A 23,601-nucleotide genomic window follows, 5' to 3' on the forward strand; every position below is an offset into this window, starting at 1 on the left:
AATAGGTGTTATTTATTAAAAATAGTAGAAGAGAGGGATGAAATCCCCTCTTCTAAAACAGTAAGTTTTGGAAGGATTAATTGTAAGAAGTTTTATCTTCTACACCTTTAGTCGATTCAGGGTTATAAACACCTTTTTTCTCTGCTTCTTTTTTCCACTCAATTAAAAGACCATTTTTGAATTTCTTTTTATCTTCAACTAATTTGTCGAATGGTAATCCAATAATCTCTTGAGCTTTCTCTTTTGAATCAATTGATGGTGCTACATAATCTGCTGCTCCATATTTAGCTAAAATTTTAGCTAATTTGATTCTTGCATTTCCTGCTTTTTCTAACGCAGTACCTAAAACTCTTAAAGTTTCTTCTGGTGCATGGAAGAATGCTGGGTGTGATGCAACTGCATAATCCCATCTCCATTGTGCGTGTCTAATATCTTTTAATACTGGTGCCATCTCTGCTTCAGTTGCTCCAACTTCCCAAGCTTTTCCAGCTTCTAAGTGTGCAGCAGCGATTTGAACCATAGATTTTTTATGTAACTCAGTTTTTCTTTTCTTTTTCTCTGCAATTGTTGCAAGTAAAGATTTTTCAGAAACTCTGTGACAAGTCATACAAGTATTTTCCATATTTTCTAATGGATTTCCTATATTATGATCTGTATATTTAACTCCACCTTCTCTTTTGTAAGGCATATGACAATCTGCACAAGAAACATTGTTTTTACCGTGTGCACCTGTTAAATACATTTCATAACCTGGGTGTTGAGTTTTTAACATTGGAGTTTTAGAAATTTTATGTGTCCAATCTTTGAAATCAATATTATCATAATATCTTTCCATATCATCAACAGTAGTACCTTCAGCCCATGGTAATGTTACAACTGCAGCTTTTCCACCTTTACCATTATCAGTTTTTTTGAAATAGTATTCTACGTGACATTGTGCACATACCATAGTTCTCATCTCTTGGTGAGTTGCATCAGCTAAAGGAGTTAACCCAGCAGCTTTTAGACCATCATCTAGATATTTTCTGTTAACTTGCAGTTCCATAGTTTTAGGGTTATGACAATCCACACAACCAATAGGATTAATAATGTCAGAACCATATTTTGCCCATTTACCAGTAAAGTACTCTAAATCACCTTGCTCATTCATAATTCTTGGAACATCAGGAGATTTACATGTCCAACATGCAGTAGGCATTGGACCAGTTTTTCCATCAACAGGAGCACCTGTTCTTAATGTATTTCTGTTATCTTCGATTGCATAAAAGTGCCCTCTTGGAGCATTATAATCTTTTGCAAATCCATATCCAGCCCATAATACAACTAATTCTGGATACTCTTTTAACATATCATCTATGTCATCACTCTCTTTTGTTTTTTTCCAAGAATCATATTGTCTTGGATAAAACTTTTTAAACTCTTCATTTTTAGTTTGCCATCTCTCAACTTGTGGTACAGAGTTTATTATTTTTTGTTCTTCTTTCTTTTCATTAATAGATGCAATTAATGCTGTTAAACAACCAATTGCTAATAATGAAACAGCAAGTAACACTTTGAACTTCTTCATCTTCCTTCCCCTTCTTATTTCATTCTTTCTTTAACACCAATACTATATGGAGTTGATGTTAAACTACGCACTTTGCCATGAGGTGTAAACTTATGACAATCCCAACACTTTCGATCACTATTTAAACTATACTCATCACCACTATGGTAATTTTTTGCATTAGCTCCCATTTGAGATGTTAAATCTCCATGACATCTAATACAGTTTGCTTGTACTCTATTTGCACCATCTTCACTTATGTCAATATTATTTTCATAAGTGTTCATTGTAAATGCTACCGAGTGATTCCATCCGTCAATTGCTTTTGCTTTATACTTAGCAACAACATCACCCACAGGCAAGTGACAATCAACACAGCTTGCAACATTTTTATGTGAGCTTTTAGACCACGTTGCGTAAGCTGAATTCATCGTGTGACAATTTATACATGCCTTTGGATCACTAGACAGATATGACAACATTTTAGATGCATATACCGTATAACCAAATAAACCAACAGCGATAAGAAAACTTAAAATTGAACCGTAAACAACAATTTTGTTTCTTTCCATTCTTAATCCTTTAAACTGCATTGAAAGTATAAGAATTTTTTAAAAAACTTTCCTTGACCTAAATCAAGAATGAATAATTATTTATACTATAAAAACGTACTTTTAGGTGTAAATTATTTTTTACTTTAAAATATTTAATTTGTAATAATTTTGTTTTAAGCTCTTGGTTTTTAATATAAATACCTTGTTTTAGAGCTTTGTAATAATTAATTATAAGTATAGTTTATATTAATTTTTCTAGCATTATTTATAATTAGATTTTTTATAATTTTTTACAATTTAATCTATAAATAAAATTTTGAGTTAAAACTTCTTTTTCTTAACCTAGGTCAATTTTTATTTGTTTTAATATTGTTATTATTTTGAATAATTATTCATATAAAGGTAAATCATGTATAAGAAATTAACTTTAGGATGTTTATCTATCCTTTTATCAGCAAATTTAGCATTTGCATTAAATGAACCCCATGAGGTAAAAGTTTTAGAAAGTATAAATAGTGGTGCTTATACTTATTTAAAAGTAGAAGAAAAAGGTGAACAATATTGGGCTGCTATTACAAAAACACCAATAAAAGTGGATAGTGTAATAACTATAAAAGAGCAAGTTTGGATGAAAGACTTTAAAAGTAAAACACTAAATAAAACTTTTGATAAAATTTTATTCGCAGAATTTCCTAAAAAAGGTATCTCAGGAGTTGATAATATACATTCTATCCATGGAGATATGATTAAGAAAAAACAAAAACAAACAATGAAACCAAATCCAAAATTTAATGAAAATATTGTTATAGCTAATGGTTCTCCTATAAAAACAAATATCTCAGAGATTTTTTCCAATAAAGATAAATTTAAAAACAAAAATGTAGAGATTCAAGGTAGGGTTTTACAAGTTTCAAATAAAGTTATGGGTAATACATGGGTTAAAATTTATGATGGCAAAGAAGCTGTTATTTTCAGATCACCTAATGAAGATGAAAAAGTTTCAATTGGAAAAAAGGTAAAAGTAGTTGGAACTATAAATACAAATGTAGATTATGGTTTTGGTTATGCCTATGAAGTTATTGGAGTAAATGGTAAATTTGAAGTTTTAAACTAAAAAGTAATAGATATTTCTATTACTTTTTATATATTTCTTATTACTTTATTTCTTCCCGTTCTTTTTGCTGTATAGAGTAACTCATCTGCACTTTGAAGAATCTCATCAATATATTCCTCTTTATTTTCATTTGAACCAATCCCAATAGAGATTGTAAATTTAATCTCAAGTTGATTTATTTTCATAACATTTTCAGCACATTTTTTTCTAATTTTTTCAGCTAAATTAAAAATATACTCTTCATCTTTATCAAAAATAGATAAACAAAACTCTTCCCCACCTATTCTTCCAAAAACTTCTTCTTTATCAATTATTGATAAAATTGTTAAACAAAACTCTTGTAAAACACTATCCCCTGTTAAATGCCCATAATTATCATTTATTTTTTTAAAATGGTCAATATCAATTAACAATACAAAAAAGTTTTTATTTTCCTTATTTGCTTTAGATAAAAGTTCTTTGCTTTTTTCGAAAAATGATCTTCTATTTTTGATATTTGTTAAAGAATCAATTGTTGATAACTTATATAAGGCTTTGTTTTTTTCTTCTATAAGTCTAATACTATTATTAAGATTTTGAGTCCTTTTTTGAACTTCAAGTTCAAGTTGCTCATTGTATCCTAGCAAACTTTTTTGTTTTTTGTAAGATGTTAATACAAATAAAAACAATAAAATAGTGATAATAAAATTATAATAATAAGTTACAGTTAAACCATCATCTAAAACCTCAGTAGAATTTATAGTTTCTAAATTAAATAAAAATCTATTTTCTGAAAAAAACCCAATATTGTTGTATATTTTTTTATTTTGAAAATATGAATATATTTTTATATTTTTTATATATTCATTCTCAATAGTTTCAATATAAGCTTTTTCTGGTTTTACCAAACTTAGTTTTGTTTGCTCAAATATATAAGATATATTTTTTATATAAGCTTCATCAAAATTTTTTAATGTATATATAAAGCCGTTAGAATCACCTTCCTCATCACTTTTTTTTATCTCAAGTTTAATAATAAAAAACAGTTTTTTATCTATAGACTCAATTGAATAGAAATTGTCACTTCCTTTTAATAAATCAATCACCTTTTCCATTAAATCATTTTTATCTAAAACATTTATATTTTTAGTATATTTGTTAAAAATAATATTATTTGACTTATCAGTATAAAAAATCATATCAATATTTAAATCATTTAATGTAGATGTACCCTTTCTGAAGTTTTCATAAATATATGCTCCATTTTTATCATTTATAAAATTGTATGTATCATCCCATTTACTGTAATCATTTATAATTTTTTTTAGATTTGAGATTTCTTTATTAATATTTGATAAAAGTGTATTGATATTCACATTGTTTTTTTTAGTCTCAATATCTTTATAATTAGGAACAATCATCACATAAGATACAATCCATAATATAATTATGAAAAAAATAAATATTAATGAAAAATTTAATTTGTTAATTTTTAAACCATTCATATCCTTACCTTTATAGACTAATTATACTAAGCAATAGTACTAAAATAGTATCATTATGAAATTCTACTAACTTAAATAAAGTCGCTAATTTATTGGATTTTAGTTATGATTATAGATTATAATTTTAAATTTATTGAAAGTAAGTTCCATGAATAAAGCATTTGTAACATTATTTTTTATTTTATTTTTCTTTACAAAATCATTTGCATTAGAAAAAGTAAGCCTTCAATTAAAATGGTTTCACCAATTTCAATTTGCAGGGTATTATGCTGCTAAAGAGAAAGGTTTTTATAAAGATGTAGGCTTAGATGTAGAGATAAAAGAAAGAGATATCAATTTTAATAATATTGAACAAGTTATAAATAATAAATCCCAGTATGGTGTAGCAGATTCAATATTACTATTGTATAGAGCAAAAAATGAACCTGTTATTATTGTGAGTCCTATATTTCAACATTCACCAAGTATTCTATTTACCCTAAAAAGAAGTGGTATAAATTCACCATATAAATTGAATAATAAAGATGTTTTATTTTATGAAAATGATACGGATGGTTTTTCAATTTTAGCAATGTTAAATAAGCTTAATATCAAACCAAATCTAATAAGAAAAAGAGAAAAAAACGATTATACAAAAGTATTAAATAATGAAGTAATAGCTTCTGCAGGATATTTAAGTAATGAACCATTTTATTTAAGGGAAAGAAATATTGAATTTAATATTATTGATCCTAGGAATTATGGTTTTGATCTATATGGAGATATGCTTTTTACAAATGAAAATGAAATGATTAATCATCCAAATAGAGTAAAAAAGTTTAAAGAGGCAACATTAAAAGGTTGGAGGTATGCCTTAGAAAATAAAGAAGAGATTGTAAAATTAATTCATAAGAAATATAATAAAACAAAATCTGTTAAACATCTAAGATATGAAGCTAATGTAATAGACAAATTAATATCTGATGATACTGTGCCGTTAGGTTCAATTGATGAAGGGAGAATTCAATATATTTCTAGTATCTATAAAGAGTTTGGTTTAACAAAAAAAGATTTTGATATAAAAAATTTTATTTTTGAAAACTATAAAAACCCAAAAAATCAATTTACAAATTTATCTAAAAAAGAGAAAGAATCAAAACAAAAAGATACACTTTATAATGAACTTACACAAAAAGAAACAGAATTTTTAAAAAATCATTCAGTAATAAGATTTAAAGTACCATCAAATAACCCACCTTTTTCCTTTCAAGAAAATGGAATTGCTCAAGGTGTAGCAGTGGATTATGTTAAGGAAAGTGCAAAAAACGTAGGACTAAATGTTGAATTTGTAATTAACGATGACCCTATTTTTGAATCTTATAATCATATAAATACTACTAGAAAAAAATATGACTCTGTTTTATATAGTGTTAAAAGTTCTGAAAGAAACGTGAAATTATCATTTGGGATACCCTATTTGTCATACCCACTAATGATTGTAACAAACAGTAATAATCCATTTATCTCTTCATTAAAAGATTTAAAAAATAAAACTATTGTATTGGAAAAAAGATACTTAACCAATAATTGGATTAAAAAAGATTATCCTGATATTAAAATAATAAATGCAGAAGATACATTAGAAGCTTTAAAAATGTTAAATGAAAATAAAGTAGATGCATATGTAGGAAATGGTTTATTAACAAGTCATTTAAGTTCTATGCATAAACTAGAAAATGTTAAAATTGTAGCACCCTCAGGGTATGGAAATGTAAAATATAGTTTTGCTTCGCCTAAAGAATGGCCAGAATTAAGTTCTTTATTAAGTAAAGGTTATTCAAAAATATCTCAACTCGAACACAATAATATCCGACAGAAATGGTTATCTTTAAGAACTATAGAAAAAGTTAACTATACTATTATTTGGAATATTATATTAGTTTCAATTTTTATATTAGCAATATTCTTATGGTGGAATAGAAAACTACATCAGGAAAAAAATAAAACAAAAAAAATTTTAGAAGAGTTAAAAAAATCTCAAAAGAAATTAATAGAACAACATGAATTAATATTAGTACAATCTAAAAATGTTGCAATAGGTGAAATGATAGGAAATATTGCACATCAATGGAGACAACCTTTATCTGTGATATCTACTTGCGCAACAGGTCTTATATTAGAAAAAGAATCTGGTTTATTAAATGACAAAAGACTAATTAAATCATTATATAATATTCATGAACACACAAGACATTTGTCAAAAACAATAGATACTTTTAGAAACTATCTAAATACTACAAAAGAGTATTGTGAAGTTATTTTTCAAGATAGTATAAAAGAATCCTTAAGAATTTTAGATTCTACTTTCAAGAATAATTTTATAACATTAAAAACAAACATAGATGAAATTGAACCAATAAAAATAAAACTTGTTAAAGGGGAGTTTTCTGAAGTATTAATAAATATTTTAAATAATGCAAAAGATGTTTTATTGATTGAAAAAGTAACTTCACCTTGGATAGAGCTATTAGTTAAAAAAGAAAGTGACAAAATTATTGTTACTATTGAAGATAACGCGGGAGGAATAGATCCAAAAATAATTGATAGAATTTTTGAACCATATTTTACGACAAAACATAAATCACAAGGTACAGGATTAGGACTTCATATGAGTTATAAAATTGTTACAGAAAGTTTAAAGGGTTCAATATATGTTAAAAATACAAACAATGGTGCAAAATTTTTCATAGAGATTCCTTATTTAAATAATTAATAATAAAAAAAACTATTTAAATAAGAGGTCGTACTATAACTATTTCTTATTACTAAAATAATACTTTTAAATAATAGACACCATAAAATGGTCTCTAAAGACTATACATTTCATTTCATCCTTAAAAAAATTTTTAAAAAATATTATAAATTTTATGAATAATTGTTCATTTATAATAAACTTATAATCAATTCTCTGTTAATATTTAAAAAAATATTAAATTTTAAATATAGTTTAAAATTATCAGGAGTTACAATGCTTAAGAATTTGAAGCTAAAAAACAAGATGCTACTTATTTGTTGTATTATTGGTATAGTTTTTTCAGGGGTTTTAGTTTACACCTATTACGCAGGTGATGAAGTTTATGATGGCCTAAAAGAGATTGAAGTAAATTCAATTTCAAATAAGAAGAAAATTTTAGAAGGTGATAAAGCTTTAAATGAAGCCTTAGTAGAGATTCAAGAGTTCGAGACTAAGACTCTTGTAATGATGAGAAAAGTAAGAGAGGTTAATACAGCATTTCAAGATTGGAGAATAATTGTTTCAAGAGAAGCAGCCCTTGGAGAAAATTTTTTCAAGCAAGAACAATATATTAAATTAACAAAAAAAATTGAAACAATTTTAAAAGAGGAAAAAGAGAAAAACTACTATAAAGAAAATGATAATTATCAACAATTTATAGAAAACGCCTTTTTTAATAACGAAAAACTAAAAAAAGAGTCACTTAGTGTTTTTAATACATACAAAGATAATGAAGCATGGGAGGATATGCAACCTATAACAATAAACCAACTTGTTGAATTTAATACAAAATGTATCGAAGCTACAACAGAAACTCTTGCATTTGTAAAACTTTTTAGTGAAGAGCTTAATAAAGAAATCGATAAAGTTAAAAATCATATTCAAGATGCCGCTAATTTACAAAAAAAAGTTAGGGTAAACACAGAAGAAAAAATTGTCGAGTTTTCAAATCATTTAACGAATAAATTTTTACAAAACACAAAAATTGTTTTAATACAATTTGTAATAAGTTTATTTATCTCGTGCCTTTTATTATTTATATTGTCAAGAATCATTACTACAAATCTATCTGAACTGCAAAAAGGACTTATTGAATTTTTTGAATATCTACAACAAAAGAAAGAAGACTGTATAAGTCTAAAAGTATCTGGAGAAGATGAGTTTGCACAGATGAATCATATGATAAATGAAAATGTTAAACTTATCAAAGAAGGTAAAATAAAAGATGAAGAAGTTATTGCAGAAGTAAACGAGATTATAAATTATTCAAAAGAGGGAATCATCTGTTATGAAGTTCAAAAAACTGCTAATAATAAAGAGCTTGAGAAATTAAGAGTTGCTATAAATCAATATCTAAATGACTCAGTAGAAAAGTTTTCTGGAGTTGTAGATATTTTATCTGAATTTACAAAAGGTAATTTTGATGCACCTAATGAAATGGCTACTAAAACCTATGGAATTATAGGGATAATCCTAAGACAACTAAATACAGTTGGGTTTAATACTTCTGAGATTCTTGCAACTAATAAAACCAATGGTGAAGAGATAAAAAATAGTAATCAAGAACTAGTGAATAATGCTGAATATTTATCTTCATTAGCAAATCAACAAGCAACAGAATTAGAAGAAACAGCAGCAGCTATTGAAGAAGTAACTGAAGCTATTAAAGCTAACTCAAATTCAAGTTTAGAAATGAAAAATAAAGGTGAGATTTTAAAAAGTGTAAGTATAAAAGGTAAAGAGCTTGCAACTAATACAGTAGCATCTATGCAAGAAATTAATGAAAAAGTTACTTCAATAAGTGAAGTGATTCAAGTGATTGACAATATCGCATTTCAGACAAATATTCTTTCACTAAATGCAGCTGTAGAAGCTGCAACAGCAGGAGAATCTGGTAAAGGATTTGCTGTTGTTGCTCAAGAAGTAAGAAATCTTGCTAATAGAAGTGCTGATGCTGCAAAAGATATTAAAGAATTAGTAGAAAAAGCAACTGCAGAAACAAGCTTAGGTAAGGCTAATGCCGACCAAATGATTGAAGGGTACGGTGAGCTTTCAACAGAAATAGAAGATACAATTGCAATGATTAATGATGTTGCTCATTCAACAGCAGAACAAGGTGAAGCAATGAATCAAATTAATAATGCTGTAAATTCACTTGATAAAAAAACTCAACAAAATGCTCAAGTAGCAAGTCAAGTAAAAAGTAAATCTGCTGAATGTCTAATGATTAGTGATGAGTTTATTAGAGTTGCAGAGAAAACAACATTCAAAAAAGAAGCATTAAATATAAAAACAAATGTAGATTTAACATTTAAAATTAATAATTTAATCTCAGAGCACTTAAGCTACACACAAAAAGTTAATAAAATGGTATGTGGTAGAGAAGAATTTGATGAAGATAAAATTCAAAAATGTAATCTTCATATCTTTATTGGGGAGATGGAAGAAGAGGAAAACAAAATTATTGATACAGATTATTGGGAAGATTTTAAAGCATCACACAATAAAGTTCATGATATTGGTTTTAGATGTACAAAAGCTGAATACAAATCAGTTGAGCAAGCAAAATTATTAAAAGAACTTTCTGTAGCTGTTGGAGATACAATTCAACACCTAAGAAAACTTCAGACAACTCAATTCTAATATCAAGGGGATTACCCCTTGATATCAGTTAGATTATCTTAATTCAAATACACAACATATAAATATTCTATGTACTTTAATAAAAATTATATGATGAAAGGGTGTATTATCTAGGAAGTAATTTTACTGGTACGATTTGGAATTCTTCCATATTCCATACACCATTAGTTACATATGGTTCATTTTCTAACCACTCATTAATTTCATCATCACTTTCGAAATCAACAAAAAGTGTAGAACCAACCATTTTATCTTCTTCTATAAGAGCTCCAGCATCTATAATCTTACCTTCAGCCATAAGTTTTTTTGCTCCTTCTACGTGAGCATCTCTAACTTCAAGTCTTTTTTCTAAAGCACCATCATTGTCATACGCGATTACTAAATATTGCATTGGCAACTCCTATATAATTTATTGAAGAAAGTATAACATACTAAGTTAAAAATAAAAGGATAGATAAGATTTTTTTAAAGAAAATATATAAACTTAGAAATAACTAACTGCAAAAAGAAAGGTAAGAGGATATATTAAAGCATTCATATATCTAAAAATAAAATTCATTTGTATATTTGGCATAATTTCTTGTAAATCAACACCTTGAGCCATTTTAGTTAAAAGATTTAATTTAAAAGCTATATCTAAAAATTTCAAGCCAACTATACTTAACATCAAAAAGCCATTATTTTGTAAAAAAATAACTAAAAAAATAGAATAGATAAAACTCGGATTTAATAAGAAAAAATAGATTATTCCTTTTTGATAAATAGAATAATTGTTATATAAAACTCCATGTAGAGTATCAGATTTTTGCCAATTAGACTCAAAAAGCTCTAAGGCTATAAAGATTAAAAATAAAGATAAAAAATCCATAGTTTAACATTAGGGTTGCCCCTAATGTTTACTCCTCTTCTGGATTTTGAAATTTAACTTTTTTGTTTTTGTAAAGACCTGTTCCTACTGGAATTGTTCTACCAATTACAACATTTTCTTTTAAGTCTTCTAACATATCCATTTTTGCACTAATTGCAGCTTCAGTTAATACTTTAGTAGTTTCCTGGAATGATGCAGCAGAGATAATAGAGTCAGATGTAACAGCTGCTCTTGTAATACCAAGTAATAATGGTTCAGCAATCGCTGGTTTACCACCTAATTTGATAATTTTCTCATTCTCTTGCATAAATCTTTTCTTAGAAACCATATCACCAATGATAAACTTAGTATCTCCACCATTTAGAATAGATACTTGTCTTAACATTTGAGATGTAATTACCTCAATATGTTTATCGGCAATATTAACCCCTTGAGATCTATATACTTGTTGTACTTCAGATACAATAAAGTAATGAAGTGCTTTTTCACCTAAAATTCTTAGGATATCATGAGGTGAAACCATACCATCTGTAATTGCTTCACCAGCGTGAACAAACTCACCCTCATGTACTAAGATTTGTTTAGATTTTTCAACTAAATACTCAGCTTTATTTCCATTTTCATCAGTAACAATAACTCTTTGTTTATTTCTAAGAGGTTTACCAAATGAAACCATACCATCAAATGAAGCTAAAACAGCAATATTTTTTGGTCTTCTTGCTTCAAATAATTCAGATACTCTTGGAAGACCTCCAGTAATATCTTTTGATTTTTGAGTTGCTTTAGGAGTTTTCGCTAAAACATCTGCAATTTCAACATTTTGACCTTCACTTACAAATAATGATGCTTTTGGATCTAAAGAGTATCTTAATAGCTCTTTACTTTCAGTTGCAACAATAATTGTTGGTTTATGTCCTGCTGGAATATACTCATTAACAACTAATTTTGAAGTACCAGTTAATTCATCATATTGCTCAGATACAGTTACACCTGGGATAATATCTTCAAATGCTACCTTACCTTTTTGTTCTGCAATACTTGGGTTTGAATATGGGTCCCATTCAGCAATTACAACTTGCTCATCACTTGATGGTTTAGCAATAATTGAATCTTTTTCAACAAGAGTATTGTCATTAAATTCTACAACAGAACCTCTTGAGATATAATGTCTTAATGCTTCTCTTTCATCATTATCAACGATAACAGCAAAAAGCCCTTTTTCATTTACAACTTCACCAGCATTGATATCTTCTCTTCTTTCTAAATAGTCACCATGAAGTTTATAGTACTTCACAGAACCTTTAGCTCCAGAAACAATAGTAGATGTAATTGGTGCTCCATCTTTAACTTTTAATTCAGATGCAAAAGGGATTCTGTTTGGAACATTCCAACCATCTTTAATCATCTCAACGATAGATTCATTTTCTTCAACTTCAACACCATCACCATGTGGTAAATATAACTTACCTTCAATCTTACCAGATACACCAGCAAGCTCGTTTGGCTTAGCAACATCATTTTTTCTTAGGTAATATTTCTTCTCATCTTTACCATTTGTAATAGTTAAAATTGTTTCTTCGTGAATTGTTTCAACAGTTACATTACCTTTGAATGGTGCATTAATTTTTGGTTCAACTAATAAAATACCTGCATTTCTTCTGTTTGCAACAATATTTTTACCATTTTTATCAACATATGTTTTGATATTATAGTATCTAATGAAACCTTCTTTATCAGCTCTTAACTCTCTTTCTGTTTGAGTAGCACTTGCAGTACCCCCAACGTGGAAAGTTCTAAGTGTAAGCTGTGTTCCTGGCTCACCAATAGATTGTGCCGCAACAACCCCAACTGCTTCACCAGGAGTTGCTTTTCTTTGCTCACCAAGGTTTAGACCATAACATTTAGAACATAAACCATGTTCTTCTTTACATGTTAATGGAGTTCTAATTACTACAGATTTAACCTCTGCATCTTTTACAACTTTTGCATCCTCTTCAGTAATTAATGTACCCTCAGTAAATAAAATCTCATTTGAGATTGGGTCAATAATATCTTCAGCGATTACTCTACCTGTAATTCTTTCTTCTAAGCTTTCAATTAATTCATTACCTGAAGAGATGTCAGAAATTTCAATACCTTCGTGTGTTCCACAATCTTCAACTGTAATTCTAACATTTTGAGAAACGTCGATAAGCTTTCTTGTTAAGTAACCAGCATTCGCTGTTTTTAACGCTGTATCCGCAAGACCTTTTCTAGCACCGTGAGTAGAAATAAAGTACTCAAGTACATTTAGACCTTCTCTAAAGTTAGAAATAATTGGAGTTTCAATAATAGAACCATCTGGCTTAGCCATAAGTCCCCTCATACCAGATAACTGTCTAATCTGAGCAGCAGAACCCCTCGCCCCTGAGTCAGCCATCATATAAATAGAGTTGAATCCATTTTTATCAGTCTTAACTAAATCCATCATCTCTGTTCCAAGAGTATTGTTAACCTCAGTCCAGATATCAATAATTTTATTATATCTTTCTTGCTCAGTTAATAAACCTTGAGAGAATTGTTTTTGAACTTCAATAACCTCTTTTTTAGATGAAGCAATATGTCCAGCTTTTGTTTCAGGAACTCTAATATCATCAATAGATACAGAAATACCAGCATCTGTTGCATATCTAAAACCTAAGTTTTTAAGATCATCTAAGAATCTTGGAGTTACTTCATATCCACCATGTTTGTAAATATAATCAACTAAAGCTCCAATATCTTTTTTCTTTAAAATTTTATTCCATAATTCAACAGGTACAAATTCTGGTAAAATCTCTTTAATAATTAATCTACCAACTGTTGTATGGATAATTTTTCCATCAACTTTTGTTCTAATTTTTGCATGTAAATCAACTTGCTTCATATCTAAAGCAATTTGTGCTTCATTTACATCTGCAAATAATTTATGTTCACCTTTAACACCCTCTTTTTCTAATGATAGATAATAAATACCTAAAATCATATCCTGTGATGGTACAGCAATAGCTCTACCTGAAGCTGGTAAAAGGATGTTCATTGAAGACATCATTAAAATCTTAGCTTCAGCAATAGCTTCTTGTGATAATGGTACGTGTACCGCCATTTGGTCACCATCGAAGTCGGCGTTGAATGCCGCACAAACTAATGGGTGTAATTGAATAGCTTTACCATCAATTAATGTTGGGTGAAACGCTTGAATTGACAATTTGTGAAGAGTTGGTGCTCTGTTCAGTAAAACTGGATATTCATCAACAATTTCATTTAAACATTCCCAAACTTCATTTGTTTGTGATTCAATTAATCTTTTTGCAGATTTTAAAGTTGTTGCGTAACCTTTTTCCTCTAATTTAGCCATTAAGTGTGGTTTAAATAACTCTAATGCCATTTTTTTAGGAATACCACATTGGTCCATTCTTAAAGATGGTCCAACAACAATTACAGATCTACCTGAGAAGTCAACCCTTTTACCAAGTAAGTTTTGTCTAAATCTTCCTTGTTTACCTTTGATAATCTCAGATAATGATTTAAGTGGTCTTTTATTTGCACCCTTAACAGCATTTGCTGTTTTACCATTATCAAATAATGCGTCCACTGCTTCTTGAAGCATTCTTTTTTCATTTCTAATAATGATTTCAGGAGCATCAAGTTCAGTTAATCTTTTAAGTCTGTTATTTCTGTTAATTACTCTTCTATAAAGGTCATTAACATCTGAAACTGCAAACTTACCACCATCTAATGATACAAGTGGTCTTAAATCTGGCGGAAGAACTGGAAGTTGAGTTAACATCATCCACTCTGGTCTATTACCAGAATTAATAAAGTTTTCAACAACTTTTAATCTTTTTACAATAGTTTTTCTTTTTGCTTCAGATTTAGTTCCTGACATCTCATTTTTAAGCATACCAAGAAGTTCAATTAAATCTAAATTTTCTAAAAGATTTCTAATTACATCTCCACCCATGTTTGCTTCAAAACCAGTGTGATCAAATAAATCAGAAATTGTTCTATATTGCTCTTCATTTAAGATATCAAATTTATTAACTTTTTTAGTTTTTTCATTATCGTAAAAAGCTTCACCTGGCTCATTTACAATATATGCTTCGTAATATAATACTCTTTCTAAATCTTTTAGTTTAACACCAAGTAAAGTACCAATTCTTGTTGGTAATGAAGATACCATCCAAATGTGTGCAACTGGTGAAACTAAGTCGATGTGACCCATTCTGTGTCTTCTAACTTTTGACGAAGTTACTTCAACACCACATTTTTCACAAACTACACCTTTGTATCTCATCTTTTTATATTTACCACAAAGACACTCATAATCTTTAACTGGTCCAAAGATTTTTGCACAGAAAAGTCCATCTCTTTCTGGTTTTAAAGTTCTATAGTTAATAGTTTCTGGTTTTTTAACTTCACCAGATGACCAAGATAGAATTTTTTCAGGACTAGCAAGTCTTAATTGAAATGCCGCAAAATCTTGCGGTCTTTCTAATTCTTTTATTTCAATTGGTTCTAATACTCTTTCAGTTTTACTCATTATCTTCTACCTCGTCAAAAATTTCAACATCTAATCCAAGAGCTTTAAGCTCTTTTGTTAATACAAAGAATGTTTCTGGAACACCAGATCTTGGAACATTTTCACCATTTGCAATTGCTCTATATGCTCTTGTTCTACCTTCAACGTCATCTGATTTAGTAGTAAGCATCTCTTTAAGAACATTTGTTGCACCATAAGCTTCAAGTGCCCAAACTTCCATTTCCCCGAATCTTTGTCCACCAAATAGTGCTTTACCACCAACTGGTTGTTGTGTAACAAGTGAGTAAGGACCAGTAGATCTTGCGTGAACTTTTTCATCAACTAAGTGGTGAAGTTTAAGCATATACATATAACCTACGTTTACTCTCTCTTTCATTTTATCACCAGTCTTACCATCGTAAAGTTGTGACTTACCATCTGTATCGATTTTTGCTAATTCAAACAATTTAGCAAACTCTTCTTCTTTAACACCATCAAATACTTGAGTTGCAAATCTAACACCTTTTGCCCAGTCTTGACCATATTTAATTAATTCTTCATCAGATAAAGAATCCATAAATTCCTTAGCTTTCATAAGTTTAGCAACAGAAGCAATTTCTGTCATTTTTTCTCTTAATTCAGCAACAAATTCATCTCTTTTTGCTTCAAAGATATCTTGAATTTGGTTACCTAATTTTTTACCTACAAGTCCTAAGTGAACCTCTAGAATCTGACCAATATTCATCCTTGAAGGTACCCCTAGTGGGTTAAGAATAACATCAACAGTAGTACCATCTTCTAAATATGGCATATCTACTTTAGGAACAATATTAGAAACGATACCTTTGTTACCGTGTCGTCCTGCCATTTTATCCCCAACTTTGATTTTTCTCTTAGTTGCGATATAAACTTTAACTTGTTTAATTACACCACTTGGTAAAATATCATCATGTTCAAGAACTTGAAGTTTCTCTTCATGCTCTTCTCTTAATGTAGATTTTTGTTTAATAAAGTGGTCTTTAATCTCGTTATATTTTTTCTCTACTTCTTTACTAAATGAAGCAACAACTTTTTTCATAGCAAATCTATTTACACCTGCTAAAGCATCAAAAGGAATATTTTCACCTTTCTTATAAGTTGTTCCATCAACTTCAACATCTTTGTCTAATGGTGATTTTGATAATAAATCATTAATTTTTAAGATCTCTTCTCTATCAAGCATTAAAAGCTTATCATGATGTTTTACATCAAGTTCATTTTTCTCTGATTCAATCTCTGCAACTGCTCTTTCGTCTTTTTCGTATCCTTTTTTAGTGAATACTTTAACATCAACAACTACACCTTCCATAGAAGTTGGGCAGTATAATGATTTATTAATCACGTGACCAGCTTTTTCACCAAAGATTGCTCTTAATAATCTTTCTTCTGGAGTAGGTTTAATTTCACCTTTTGGTGTAACTTTACCAACCATAATCATTCCAGGTTTAACGTAAGTACCAACTTTAATAATACCTGAGTTATCTAAATGAGTAATAGATTCTTCTTTTACACCTGGTAAATCTCTAGTAATCTCTTCATTACCATGTTTAAGCTCTCTACACTCTACTTCTTTTTCATAAATATGAACAGATGTAAATGCATCTTCTTCAATTAATCTCTCAGAAAGAACAATAGCATCCTCATAGTTATATCCATTCCAAGGCATAAAGGCAACCATTGCATTAACACCAACAGCTAGCTCTCCATTATCCATAGATGGACCATCAGCAATTACTTGACCTTTTCCAACAATATCACCATCTTTAACAGCAGTTCTTTGACCAAAAGATGTATTGTTGTTTGTTCTAACATTTTTATTTACTTCATAATGGTCAATAAATGCACCATTTTCATCTTCACCAGAAATATAAATGTTTTTAGCATCAGCTTTTTCAACAACACCAGCTCTTCTAGCTTTAATTGCTTCCCATGCATCTCTAGCAACAGTTTTTTCTAAACCAGTTCCTACAACAGGTGCGTTTGGTCTTAATAATGGAACAGCTTGTCTCATCATGTTCGATCCCATAAGCGCTCTGTTGGCATCATCGTGCTCTAAGAATGGAATTAAAGATGCAGCAACACCCATAACCATTTGAGAAGAGATATCAATTAAATTAACTTTGTTTCTTTCAACAAGTAAAATTTCTCCATCTTGTCTTGCTTCAATTAATGATTCAACAATTTTTCCATTGTCATCAACTTTAGTAGAACCTGGAGCAATAATCATACCCTCTTCTTGAGTAGCTGTAAAATATGAAATCTCATCAGTTACAACACCATCAACAACTTTTTTATATGGAGCTTCAATAAACCCTAAGCTATTAACTTTTGAGAATGTTGATAAAGTATTGATAAGACCAATATTTTGCCCCTCTGGAGTTTCAACTGGACAGATTCTTCCATAGTGAGTTGGGTGAACGTCCCTAACTTCAAATCCAGCTCTCTCTTTAACAAGTCCACCTTCACCAAGTGCAGAAAGTCTTCTTTTATGAGTAACTTCTGATAATGGGTTAGTTTGGTCCATAAATTGTGATAATTGACCAGAGGTAAAGAACTCAGTAATTGTCGATGTAATCATTTTAGAGTTAACTAAATCATGTGGCATAATATCTTCTAATGTACCAGATAAAGTAGTCATTTTATCTCTAATTGCTTTTTGCATTTTGATTAAACCAGAGTGTAATTCGTTTGCAAGAAGTTCACCAATTGCTCTAATTCTTCTGTTTCCTAAGTGGTCTCTATCATCGATATGACCATGACCAGCTTTTACTTTTACAAGATATTGAACAGTTTTGATAATATCTTCATAAGTTAATACAGTTACATATTCAGGAACACTTACACCTAACTTGTGGTTCATTTTCATTCTACCAACTTTAGTTAAGTCATATCTTTCTGGATCAAAGAATAATTTTTTAACGAATTCTTTTGCAGCTTCTTTTGTTACAGGTTCCCCTGGTCTCATTACTTTATAGATTCTGATTGCTGATAAGTCATTCTCATCATCAATCCCTTCTGTTTGCTTAAGTAATTTTAAAGACTCAGCATCTGCTTTAAATGCATTGATAATAGAATCATCAACACCTGTTGCTAAGTCATTAGCAATATCAAAATTATCAAAACCTAAGTCAAGTAATTTTTTTAATTTTAATTCATCAAGTGTAGTTAAAGCATCAAATAATACTTCTCCTGATTCTGGATCAAAAATTGTATTAGCTGTAGATCTATCCATTAATAAATCAACTGGATATTCTACTAATTTAAGACCACCCTCTTGTAAAGCTTTTGCTTTTCTTTCAGTAAGTCTTTTTCCAGCAGCAATGATTAAGTTACCTTTATCATCTTTGATATCAAATTCAACTCTTCCTGTAAAATCACTTGGGTTAAATTCAGTTAAGAATTTATTGTTTTTAATTTTAATATTTAAAATTGGGTAAAATAATTTAATAATATCTTCTTTAGAGTAACCTAATGCTCTAAAAAGAATTGTAACAGGAACTTTTCTTCTTTTGTTAATTCTTACATATAATACATCTTTTGCATCATATTCAAAATATAACCAAGAACCTCTATCAGGAATAATTTGACCTGTATATATTAGTTTATTACCAGCAGTGTTTGACTCTTCTTCTTTGAAGATAACACCTGGTGATCTGTGTAATTGATTAACAACAACTCTTTCAACACCATTTACAATAAATGATGTTCTTTCAGTCATTAAAGGAATTTCTCTGATGAATAAAGATTGTTCTTTCATATCTTTAACACCAATTTTTTCACCAGTTTTTTCGTCTAAATCCCATAAAGTAAGTCTAATATTAATTTTTAAAGGGATTGAGTATGTAAGACCTCTAACCATAGATTCTCTTACATCATACTTTGGCTTTCCTACTTCACTTCCGATATACTCTAAAGTGATTCTATTTTGTGCATCATGAATTGGGAAAACAGACTTAAATACCTTTTCGATTCCTGCATCTGTTCTTTCATCTTTTCCAATCATTAGGAAATTTTCGTAAGAATTTTGTTGCAGTTGTAATAAATTTGGAATTTCGATTTGTTGAGGATTTTTTGCAAAATCAACTCTAAGTCTATTACCAGATTTTAAAGAGTTTAACATTGTCGACCTTGTTATAAAATGTGGTTTACTTTTAGCTTTGTATATAAAGCGCAAAAGCATCCTTAAAGGATAGGGTTAAAATTTGTCCTAAATTCTAACCTTAGCCCTCAAAGATGCTAATCTTTATACAAGGCAAAAATGCCTTGTATACGAATAAAATTCTGTAGTAGAAATTATGCTAATTCTACAGTTGCTCCTGCACCTTCTAATGCAGCTTTAGCAGCTTCAGCGTCTTCTTTAGAAACACCTTCTTTTACTTTTGCTCCAGCTTCTTCAGCCATAGCTTTTGCTTCTTTTAATCCAAGACCAGTTAATGCTCTGATCTCTTTAATTACGTTAATTTTCTTAGCTCCAGCATCTTTTAAGATTACATCGAACTCAGTTTTTTCTTCAGCAGCTTCAGCAGCAACTGCAGCTCCACCAGCAACTGCAACAGGTTGTGCAGATACACCAAATTTTTCTTCAAATTCTTTAACTAATTCTGATAATTCTAATACAGATAAACCAGAGATATATTCTAAAACGTCTTCTTTAGAAATTGCCATTTCTTTTCCTTATTATTTTTTTTATTTTTAATTATATATTATATAACGCTTAAGTAATTAAGCAGCCTCTTCTTCTTTTTTAATTCTAAGAGCATCAAGCCCAATTGTAAAGTTTCTAACTGGTCCCATCCATACAGATGCAAGCATTCCAAGAAGCTCTTCTCTAGATGGTAATTTAGCAAATGCCATAACTGTATTAAGATCAGCGATTTCACCTTCGATGATACCTGATTTAATTTCAAATTTATCTTTGTTAGCAGATGCGAATTTATCAGCAACTTTACAAGCAGAGATTTGATCTTCAGACCATAAGAAAATGTTATTACCAGATAACTCAACGTCACCTAATTCAGCGTTTTTAACAGCAACAGTAACTAATGAATTTTTAGCAACTTGTACTTTAACACCATTTTCTTTAGCATCTTTTCTTAAACTTTCAAGTTCTTTGTGTGAAACACCGTTATATCCACATACTACTACAGCTTGTGAACCTTTGAACTCAGCAGATAAGAAATCAATTACTTCAGCTTTTTGTTGTTTAGTCATTCTATATTCTCCTTTCAAAACATCCAACTTCGGCAGGTTTTACAAGAATCAGGAGTAGATTCTAACCCACTATCTTCAGTTTTTAGTGTAGTGCTTTGATTAACACTCAAACATGGGGATAAAATTATCCCCACTATTGAATGCTATAAGTTAACATCTCGTAACAATCTATTTCACTTCGTTCAATATGATTGATACGCTACGCTAACTCACAATAGGCTCGCAAGTAAATCCTAGATTTACAATTGCTTCCCTAATAAAGCTAAAAAAGTAAAACTATTTACTTTTTTTGACGCTTTATTATTTAATATCCATTAATTCTAATACATCAACATTAACAGATGGTGACATTGTTAATGAAATTGCTGCATTAGTAATATATCTACCTTTAGCAGATGCTGGTTTAGCTTTGTTAATAGCTGCAACAAATGCCGCAATGTTTTCTTTTAAAGCTTCTTCTGTGAATGAAACTTTTCCAACAGCTGCTTGCATGTTACCTTTTTTATCAACTCTATATGCAACTTGACCACCTTTAGCATCATTAACTGCTTTAGTTACGTCCATAGTTACAGTACCAGTTTTAGGATTTGGCATTAAACCTTTTGGTCCTAAAATTCTACCTAATTTACCTACTAGTCCCATACAATCTGGAGTTGCGATTAAAACATCAAAGTTAATCTCTCCACCTTGTACAGTTTCAACTAAATCATCATTACCAACAATATCTGCACCAGCAGCTTTAGCTTCATCCATTTTTGCACCTTTAGCAAAAACAGCTACTCTAACAGTCTTACCAGTACCATTTGGAAGTACAACAGCACCTCTAATCATTTGGTCAGCATGTCTTGGGTCAACGTTTAAGTTTAATGCAACTTCAACAGACTCATCAAATTTTGCTGATTTTAATTCTTTTACAGTTTTACAAGCTTCTGCTAGTGAATAATTTTTATCTTCAATTTTTTCAGCTAAAGCTTTATATCTTTTTGAAACTTTTCCCATTTTTATCTCCGCAATTTATTTTTTTGTTTGCTACCGCTTTTTAAAGCCTAGTGGTCAGGCTAGATTTTAACAGATTAGAATTCTGTTTCAATTCCCATTGATCTAGCAGAACCTGCAACAATTTTTGCAGCTTGCTCTTTGTCATCAGTATTTAAATCAGCAATTTTCATATCAACGATTTCCATAATCTGATCTTTAGTTAATTTTCCAACTTTGTTTTTAAGTGCATTGTCAGAACCTTTTTTAACTCCAGAAATTTTTTTAATTAAATCTGTCATTGGTGGTTGTTTTAATACAAATGTAAAACTTTTATCACTGTAATAAGAAATTTCTACAGGAATAGAAAAACCTGCTTTATCTCTTGTTTTTTCGTTAAATGCTTTACAAAATTCCATAATGTTAATCCCTCTTTGACCTAGAGCTGGACCAACTGGTGGTGATGGGTTAGCAGCACCAGCAGGAATTTGAAGTTTAAGTATACCTTCTACTTTTTTAGCCATGCTATTTCCTTTTTTTAATTTTGTTGTTTAATGATTTAGGCATTAGGCAAGAAAACTCTTAGGAAGCGAAGTTTTTTTGCCTAATGCCTAATAAAAGTAGTTTTAAACTACTCTTTCTACTTGTGTATATGTAATCTCTACTGGAGTATTTCTTCCAAAGATTGATACATTTAGTTTTAAAATACCAGATGCCATATCAAAATCTTCTACTACACCGTTGAAGTTTGCAAATGGACCTTCATTGATTCTAACCATTTCACCTTCATCAAATGAAATTTTTGGTTTTGCAGCAGCTCTATTTTGAACTTTGTCTAAAATTGAATCAATATCTTTTTTTGATAATGGAGTAGGTTTTTTAGATTCACCAATAAATCTTCCTACTTTTGGCATAGATTGAATTCTGTGCCATAATGCAGTATCTAAATCAATTTTTGCAAATGCGTATGCAGGATATAAAGGTCTTTCAACAATTGATTTACTACCTTTTTTTACTTCAATTAGATCTTCAGTTGGAACTAATACTTCTGAGATTCTTTCATCAGCCATTTCATCAGCTAATCTTTCTAATGCTCTTTTTACTGCTAATTCACTACCTGAGTGTGTTTGAATCGCATACCATTGATGTGCCATTTATTATCCTTAGTTTATTACAGCTGATAAGCTTAGAGACATGATTGCATCAATTAATGCTAAAAATAATGATATTACTGTTACAACTACAAATACCGAAAGGTATGCAGATCTAATTTGTTCTTTAATAGGGAAAATTACTTTAAAAAGTTCTTCTTTAGCATTTTTATAATATGTTTTAAATTTGTTCACAATCGACTCCAAAAATTTCTAAGCTCATAAATTCTTTTAAAAAAAGTCTTAACTACTTTTAAAAAAATTTAGTGATTTATTTATAGGTTAAATACCTACAACATACAGACAAGGAAACTCAATTTCCAACTAGGACACGAATATTATCTAAATAAAGCTTTAAATAAGCTTAGTTAAGATGTTTTTAATTTAAATTATAATAGATGATTTTTTTGAAAAGTGGCAGGCCAGACAGGACTCGAACCCGTAACCATCGGATTTGGAATCCGGCGCTCTACCATTGGAGCTACTGACCTATTAGTAAGAACCATAAAGGTTAAGTAAAGTCTTACGACTTTAACTTAACTTCTTTATGAGTTGTGTGTTTTTTTAATCTTGGGCTATATTTTTTAATAGCCATTTTTTCTGTATAAGTTTTTGGATTTTTGTAAGTAGTATAGTTAATATCACCACACTCTTCACATTTTAATCCAATTTTAATGCTTACTCCGTTACCCATAAGTAATCC

Annotated in this window: 17 protein-coding genes and 1 tRNA gene; 3 read left to right on the forward strand and 15 right to left on the reverse strand. The window is 29.5% G+C overall.

What is annotated here, in order from left to right:
- Positions 1-76 precede the first annotated feature (76 nt).
- Entirely contained in the window at positions 77-1,567 is a 1,491-nt protein-coding gene (gene nrfA / locus FDK22_RS12625) for an ammonia-forming cytochrome c nitrite reductase (protein ID WP_138153335.1), read from the reverse strand.
- A 14-nt stretch (positions 1,568-1,581) separates the two neighbouring features.
- Positions 1,582-2,118 carry a cytochrome c nitrite reductase small subunit gene (gene nrfH / locus FDK22_RS12630; protein ID WP_138153336.1) on the reverse strand — a complete coding sequence of 179 codons (537 nt, stop codon included), beginning with the start codon at positions 2,116-2,118 and terminating at the stop codon, positions 1,582-1,584.
- A 391-nt stretch (positions 2,119-2,509) separates the two neighbouring features.
- Between nrfH and FDK22_RS12635 the strand changes: the two genes are divergently transcribed.
- On the forward strand, positions 2,510-3,214 hold the full coding sequence (locus tag FDK22_RS12635) for a GW dipeptide domain-containing protein (RefSeq protein WP_138153337.1): 705 nt from the start codon (positions 2,510-2,512) through the stop codon (positions 3,212-3,214).
- A 26-nt stretch (positions 3,215-3,240) separates the two neighbouring features.
- Here FDK22_RS12635 and FDK22_RS12640 read toward each other — a convergent pair whose 3' ends face one another.
- Positions 3,241-4,698 carry a sensor domain-containing diguanylate cyclase gene (locus tag FDK22_RS12640; RefSeq protein ID WP_138153338.1) on the reverse strand — a complete coding sequence of 486 codons (1,458 nt, stop codon included), beginning with the start codon at positions 4,696-4,698 and terminating at the stop codon, positions 3,241-3,243.
- Positions 4,699-4,846: 148 nt separating this feature from the next.
- Here FDK22_RS12640 and FDK22_RS12645 point away from each other — a divergent pair, with 148 nt between their 5' ends.
- Together FDK22_RS12645 and FDK22_RS12650 are read left to right on the forward strand one after the other, a co-directional pair.
- Positions 4,847-7,450 carry an ABC transporter substrate-binding protein gene (locus FDK22_RS12645; RefSeq protein ID WP_138153339.1) on the forward strand — a complete coding sequence of 868 codons (2,604 nt, stop codon included), beginning with the start codon at positions 4,847-4,849 and terminating at the stop codon, positions 7,448-7,450.
- 255 nt (positions 7,451-7,705) lie between these two features.
- Entirely contained in the window at positions 7,706-10,114 is a 2,409-nt protein-coding gene (locus tag FDK22_RS12650; protein ID WP_138153340.1) for a methyl-accepting chemotaxis protein, read from the forward strand.
- Between the two features lie 106 nt (positions 10,115-10,220).
- On the opposite strand, the gene FDK22_RS12655 is transcribed toward FDK22_RS12650, so the two are convergent.
- The 12 genes from FDK22_RS12655 to rpmG all read right to left on the reverse strand — a co-directional run bounded on the left by FDK22_RS12655 (position 10,221) and on the right by rpmG (position 23,592).
- On the reverse strand, positions 10,221-10,505 hold the full coding sequence (locus tag FDK22_RS12655; protein ID WP_138153341.1) for a YciI family protein: 285 nt from the start codon (positions 10,503-10,505) through the stop codon (positions 10,221-10,223).
- A 93-nt stretch (positions 10,506-10,598) separates the two neighbouring features.
- Positions 10,599-10,982, reverse strand: coding sequence for a hypothetical protein (locus FDK22_RS12660; RefSeq protein WP_138153342.1), 384 nt, complete (start codon positions 10,980-10,982; stop codon positions 10,599-10,601).
- A 28-nt stretch (positions 10,983-11,010) separates the two neighbouring features.
- The gene (gene rpoC / locus FDK22_RS12665) at positions 11,011-15,543 is read right to left on the reverse strand and encodes a DNA-directed RNA polymerase subunit beta' (protein WP_138153343.1); all 4,533 of its coding nucleotides are present in this window, start codon (positions 15,541-15,543) and stop codon (positions 11,011-11,013) included.
- Complete coding sequence (rpoB, locus tag FDK22_RS12670; RefSeq protein WP_138153344.1) at positions 15,536-19,681, reverse strand: DNA-directed RNA polymerase subunit beta; 4,146 nt, start codon at positions 19,679-19,681, stop codon at positions 15,536-15,538. The genes rpoC and rpoB overlap by 8 nt, the downstream gene beginning before the upstream one ends.
- A gap of 173 nt (positions 19,682-19,854) precedes the next feature.
- The gene (gene rplL / locus FDK22_RS12675) at positions 19,855-20,226 is read right to left on the reverse strand and encodes a 50S ribosomal protein L7/L12 (protein WP_138153345.1); all 372 of its coding nucleotides are present in this window, start codon (positions 20,224-20,226) and stop codon (positions 19,855-19,857) included.
- A gap of 57 nt (positions 20,227-20,283) precedes the next feature.
- A complete protein-coding gene (rplJ, locus tag FDK22_RS12680; RefSeq protein WP_138153346.1) occupies positions 20,284-20,772 on the reverse strand; it encodes a 50S ribosomal protein L10 in 489 nt (162 codons plus the stop codon).
- A gap of 300 nt (positions 20,773-21,072) precedes the next feature.
- Positions 21,073-21,771: a 50S ribosomal protein L1 gene (gene rplA, locus FDK22_RS12685; RefSeq protein WP_138153347.1), complete on the reverse strand. Its 699-nt coding sequence runs from the start codon at positions 21,769-21,771 to the stop codon at positions 21,073-21,075.
- A gap of 74 nt (positions 21,772-21,845) precedes the next feature.
- Positions 21,846-22,271, reverse strand: a complete 426-nt coding sequence (gene rplK / locus FDK22_RS12690) for a 50S ribosomal protein L11 (RefSeq protein WP_138153348.1) — start codon at positions 22,269-22,271, stop codon at positions 21,846-21,848.
- A 102-nt stretch (positions 22,272-22,373) separates the two neighbouring features.
- Positions 22,374-22,901 carry a transcription termination/antitermination protein NusG gene (nusG, locus tag FDK22_RS12695; protein WP_138153349.1) on the reverse strand — a complete coding sequence of 176 codons (528 nt, stop codon included), beginning with the start codon at positions 22,899-22,901 and terminating at the stop codon, positions 22,374-22,376.
- Positions 22,902-22,910: 9 nt separating this feature from the next.
- Positions 22,911-23,093: a preprotein translocase subunit SecE gene (gene secE, locus FDK22_RS12700; RefSeq protein ID WP_138153350.1), complete on the reverse strand. Its 183-nt coding sequence runs from the start codon at positions 23,091-23,093 to the stop codon at positions 22,911-22,913.
- Positions 23,094-23,313: 220 nt separating this feature from the next.
- A tRNA-Trp gene (locus FDK22_RS12705) sits at positions 23,314-23,389 on the reverse strand.
- Positions 23,390-23,421: 32 nt separating this feature from the next.
- Positions 23,422-23,592, reverse strand: a complete 171-nt coding sequence (gene rpmG / locus FDK22_RS12710) for a 50S ribosomal protein L33 (protein ID WP_138153351.1) — start codon at positions 23,590-23,592, stop codon at positions 23,422-23,424.
- Positions 23,593-23,601: the final 9 nt, after the last annotated feature.

Source organism: Arcobacter arenosus, from assembly GCF_005771535.1.
Classification (GTDB): Bacteria; Campylobacterota; Campylobacteria; order Campylobacterales; family Arcobacteraceae; genus Halarcobacter; species Halarcobacter arenosus.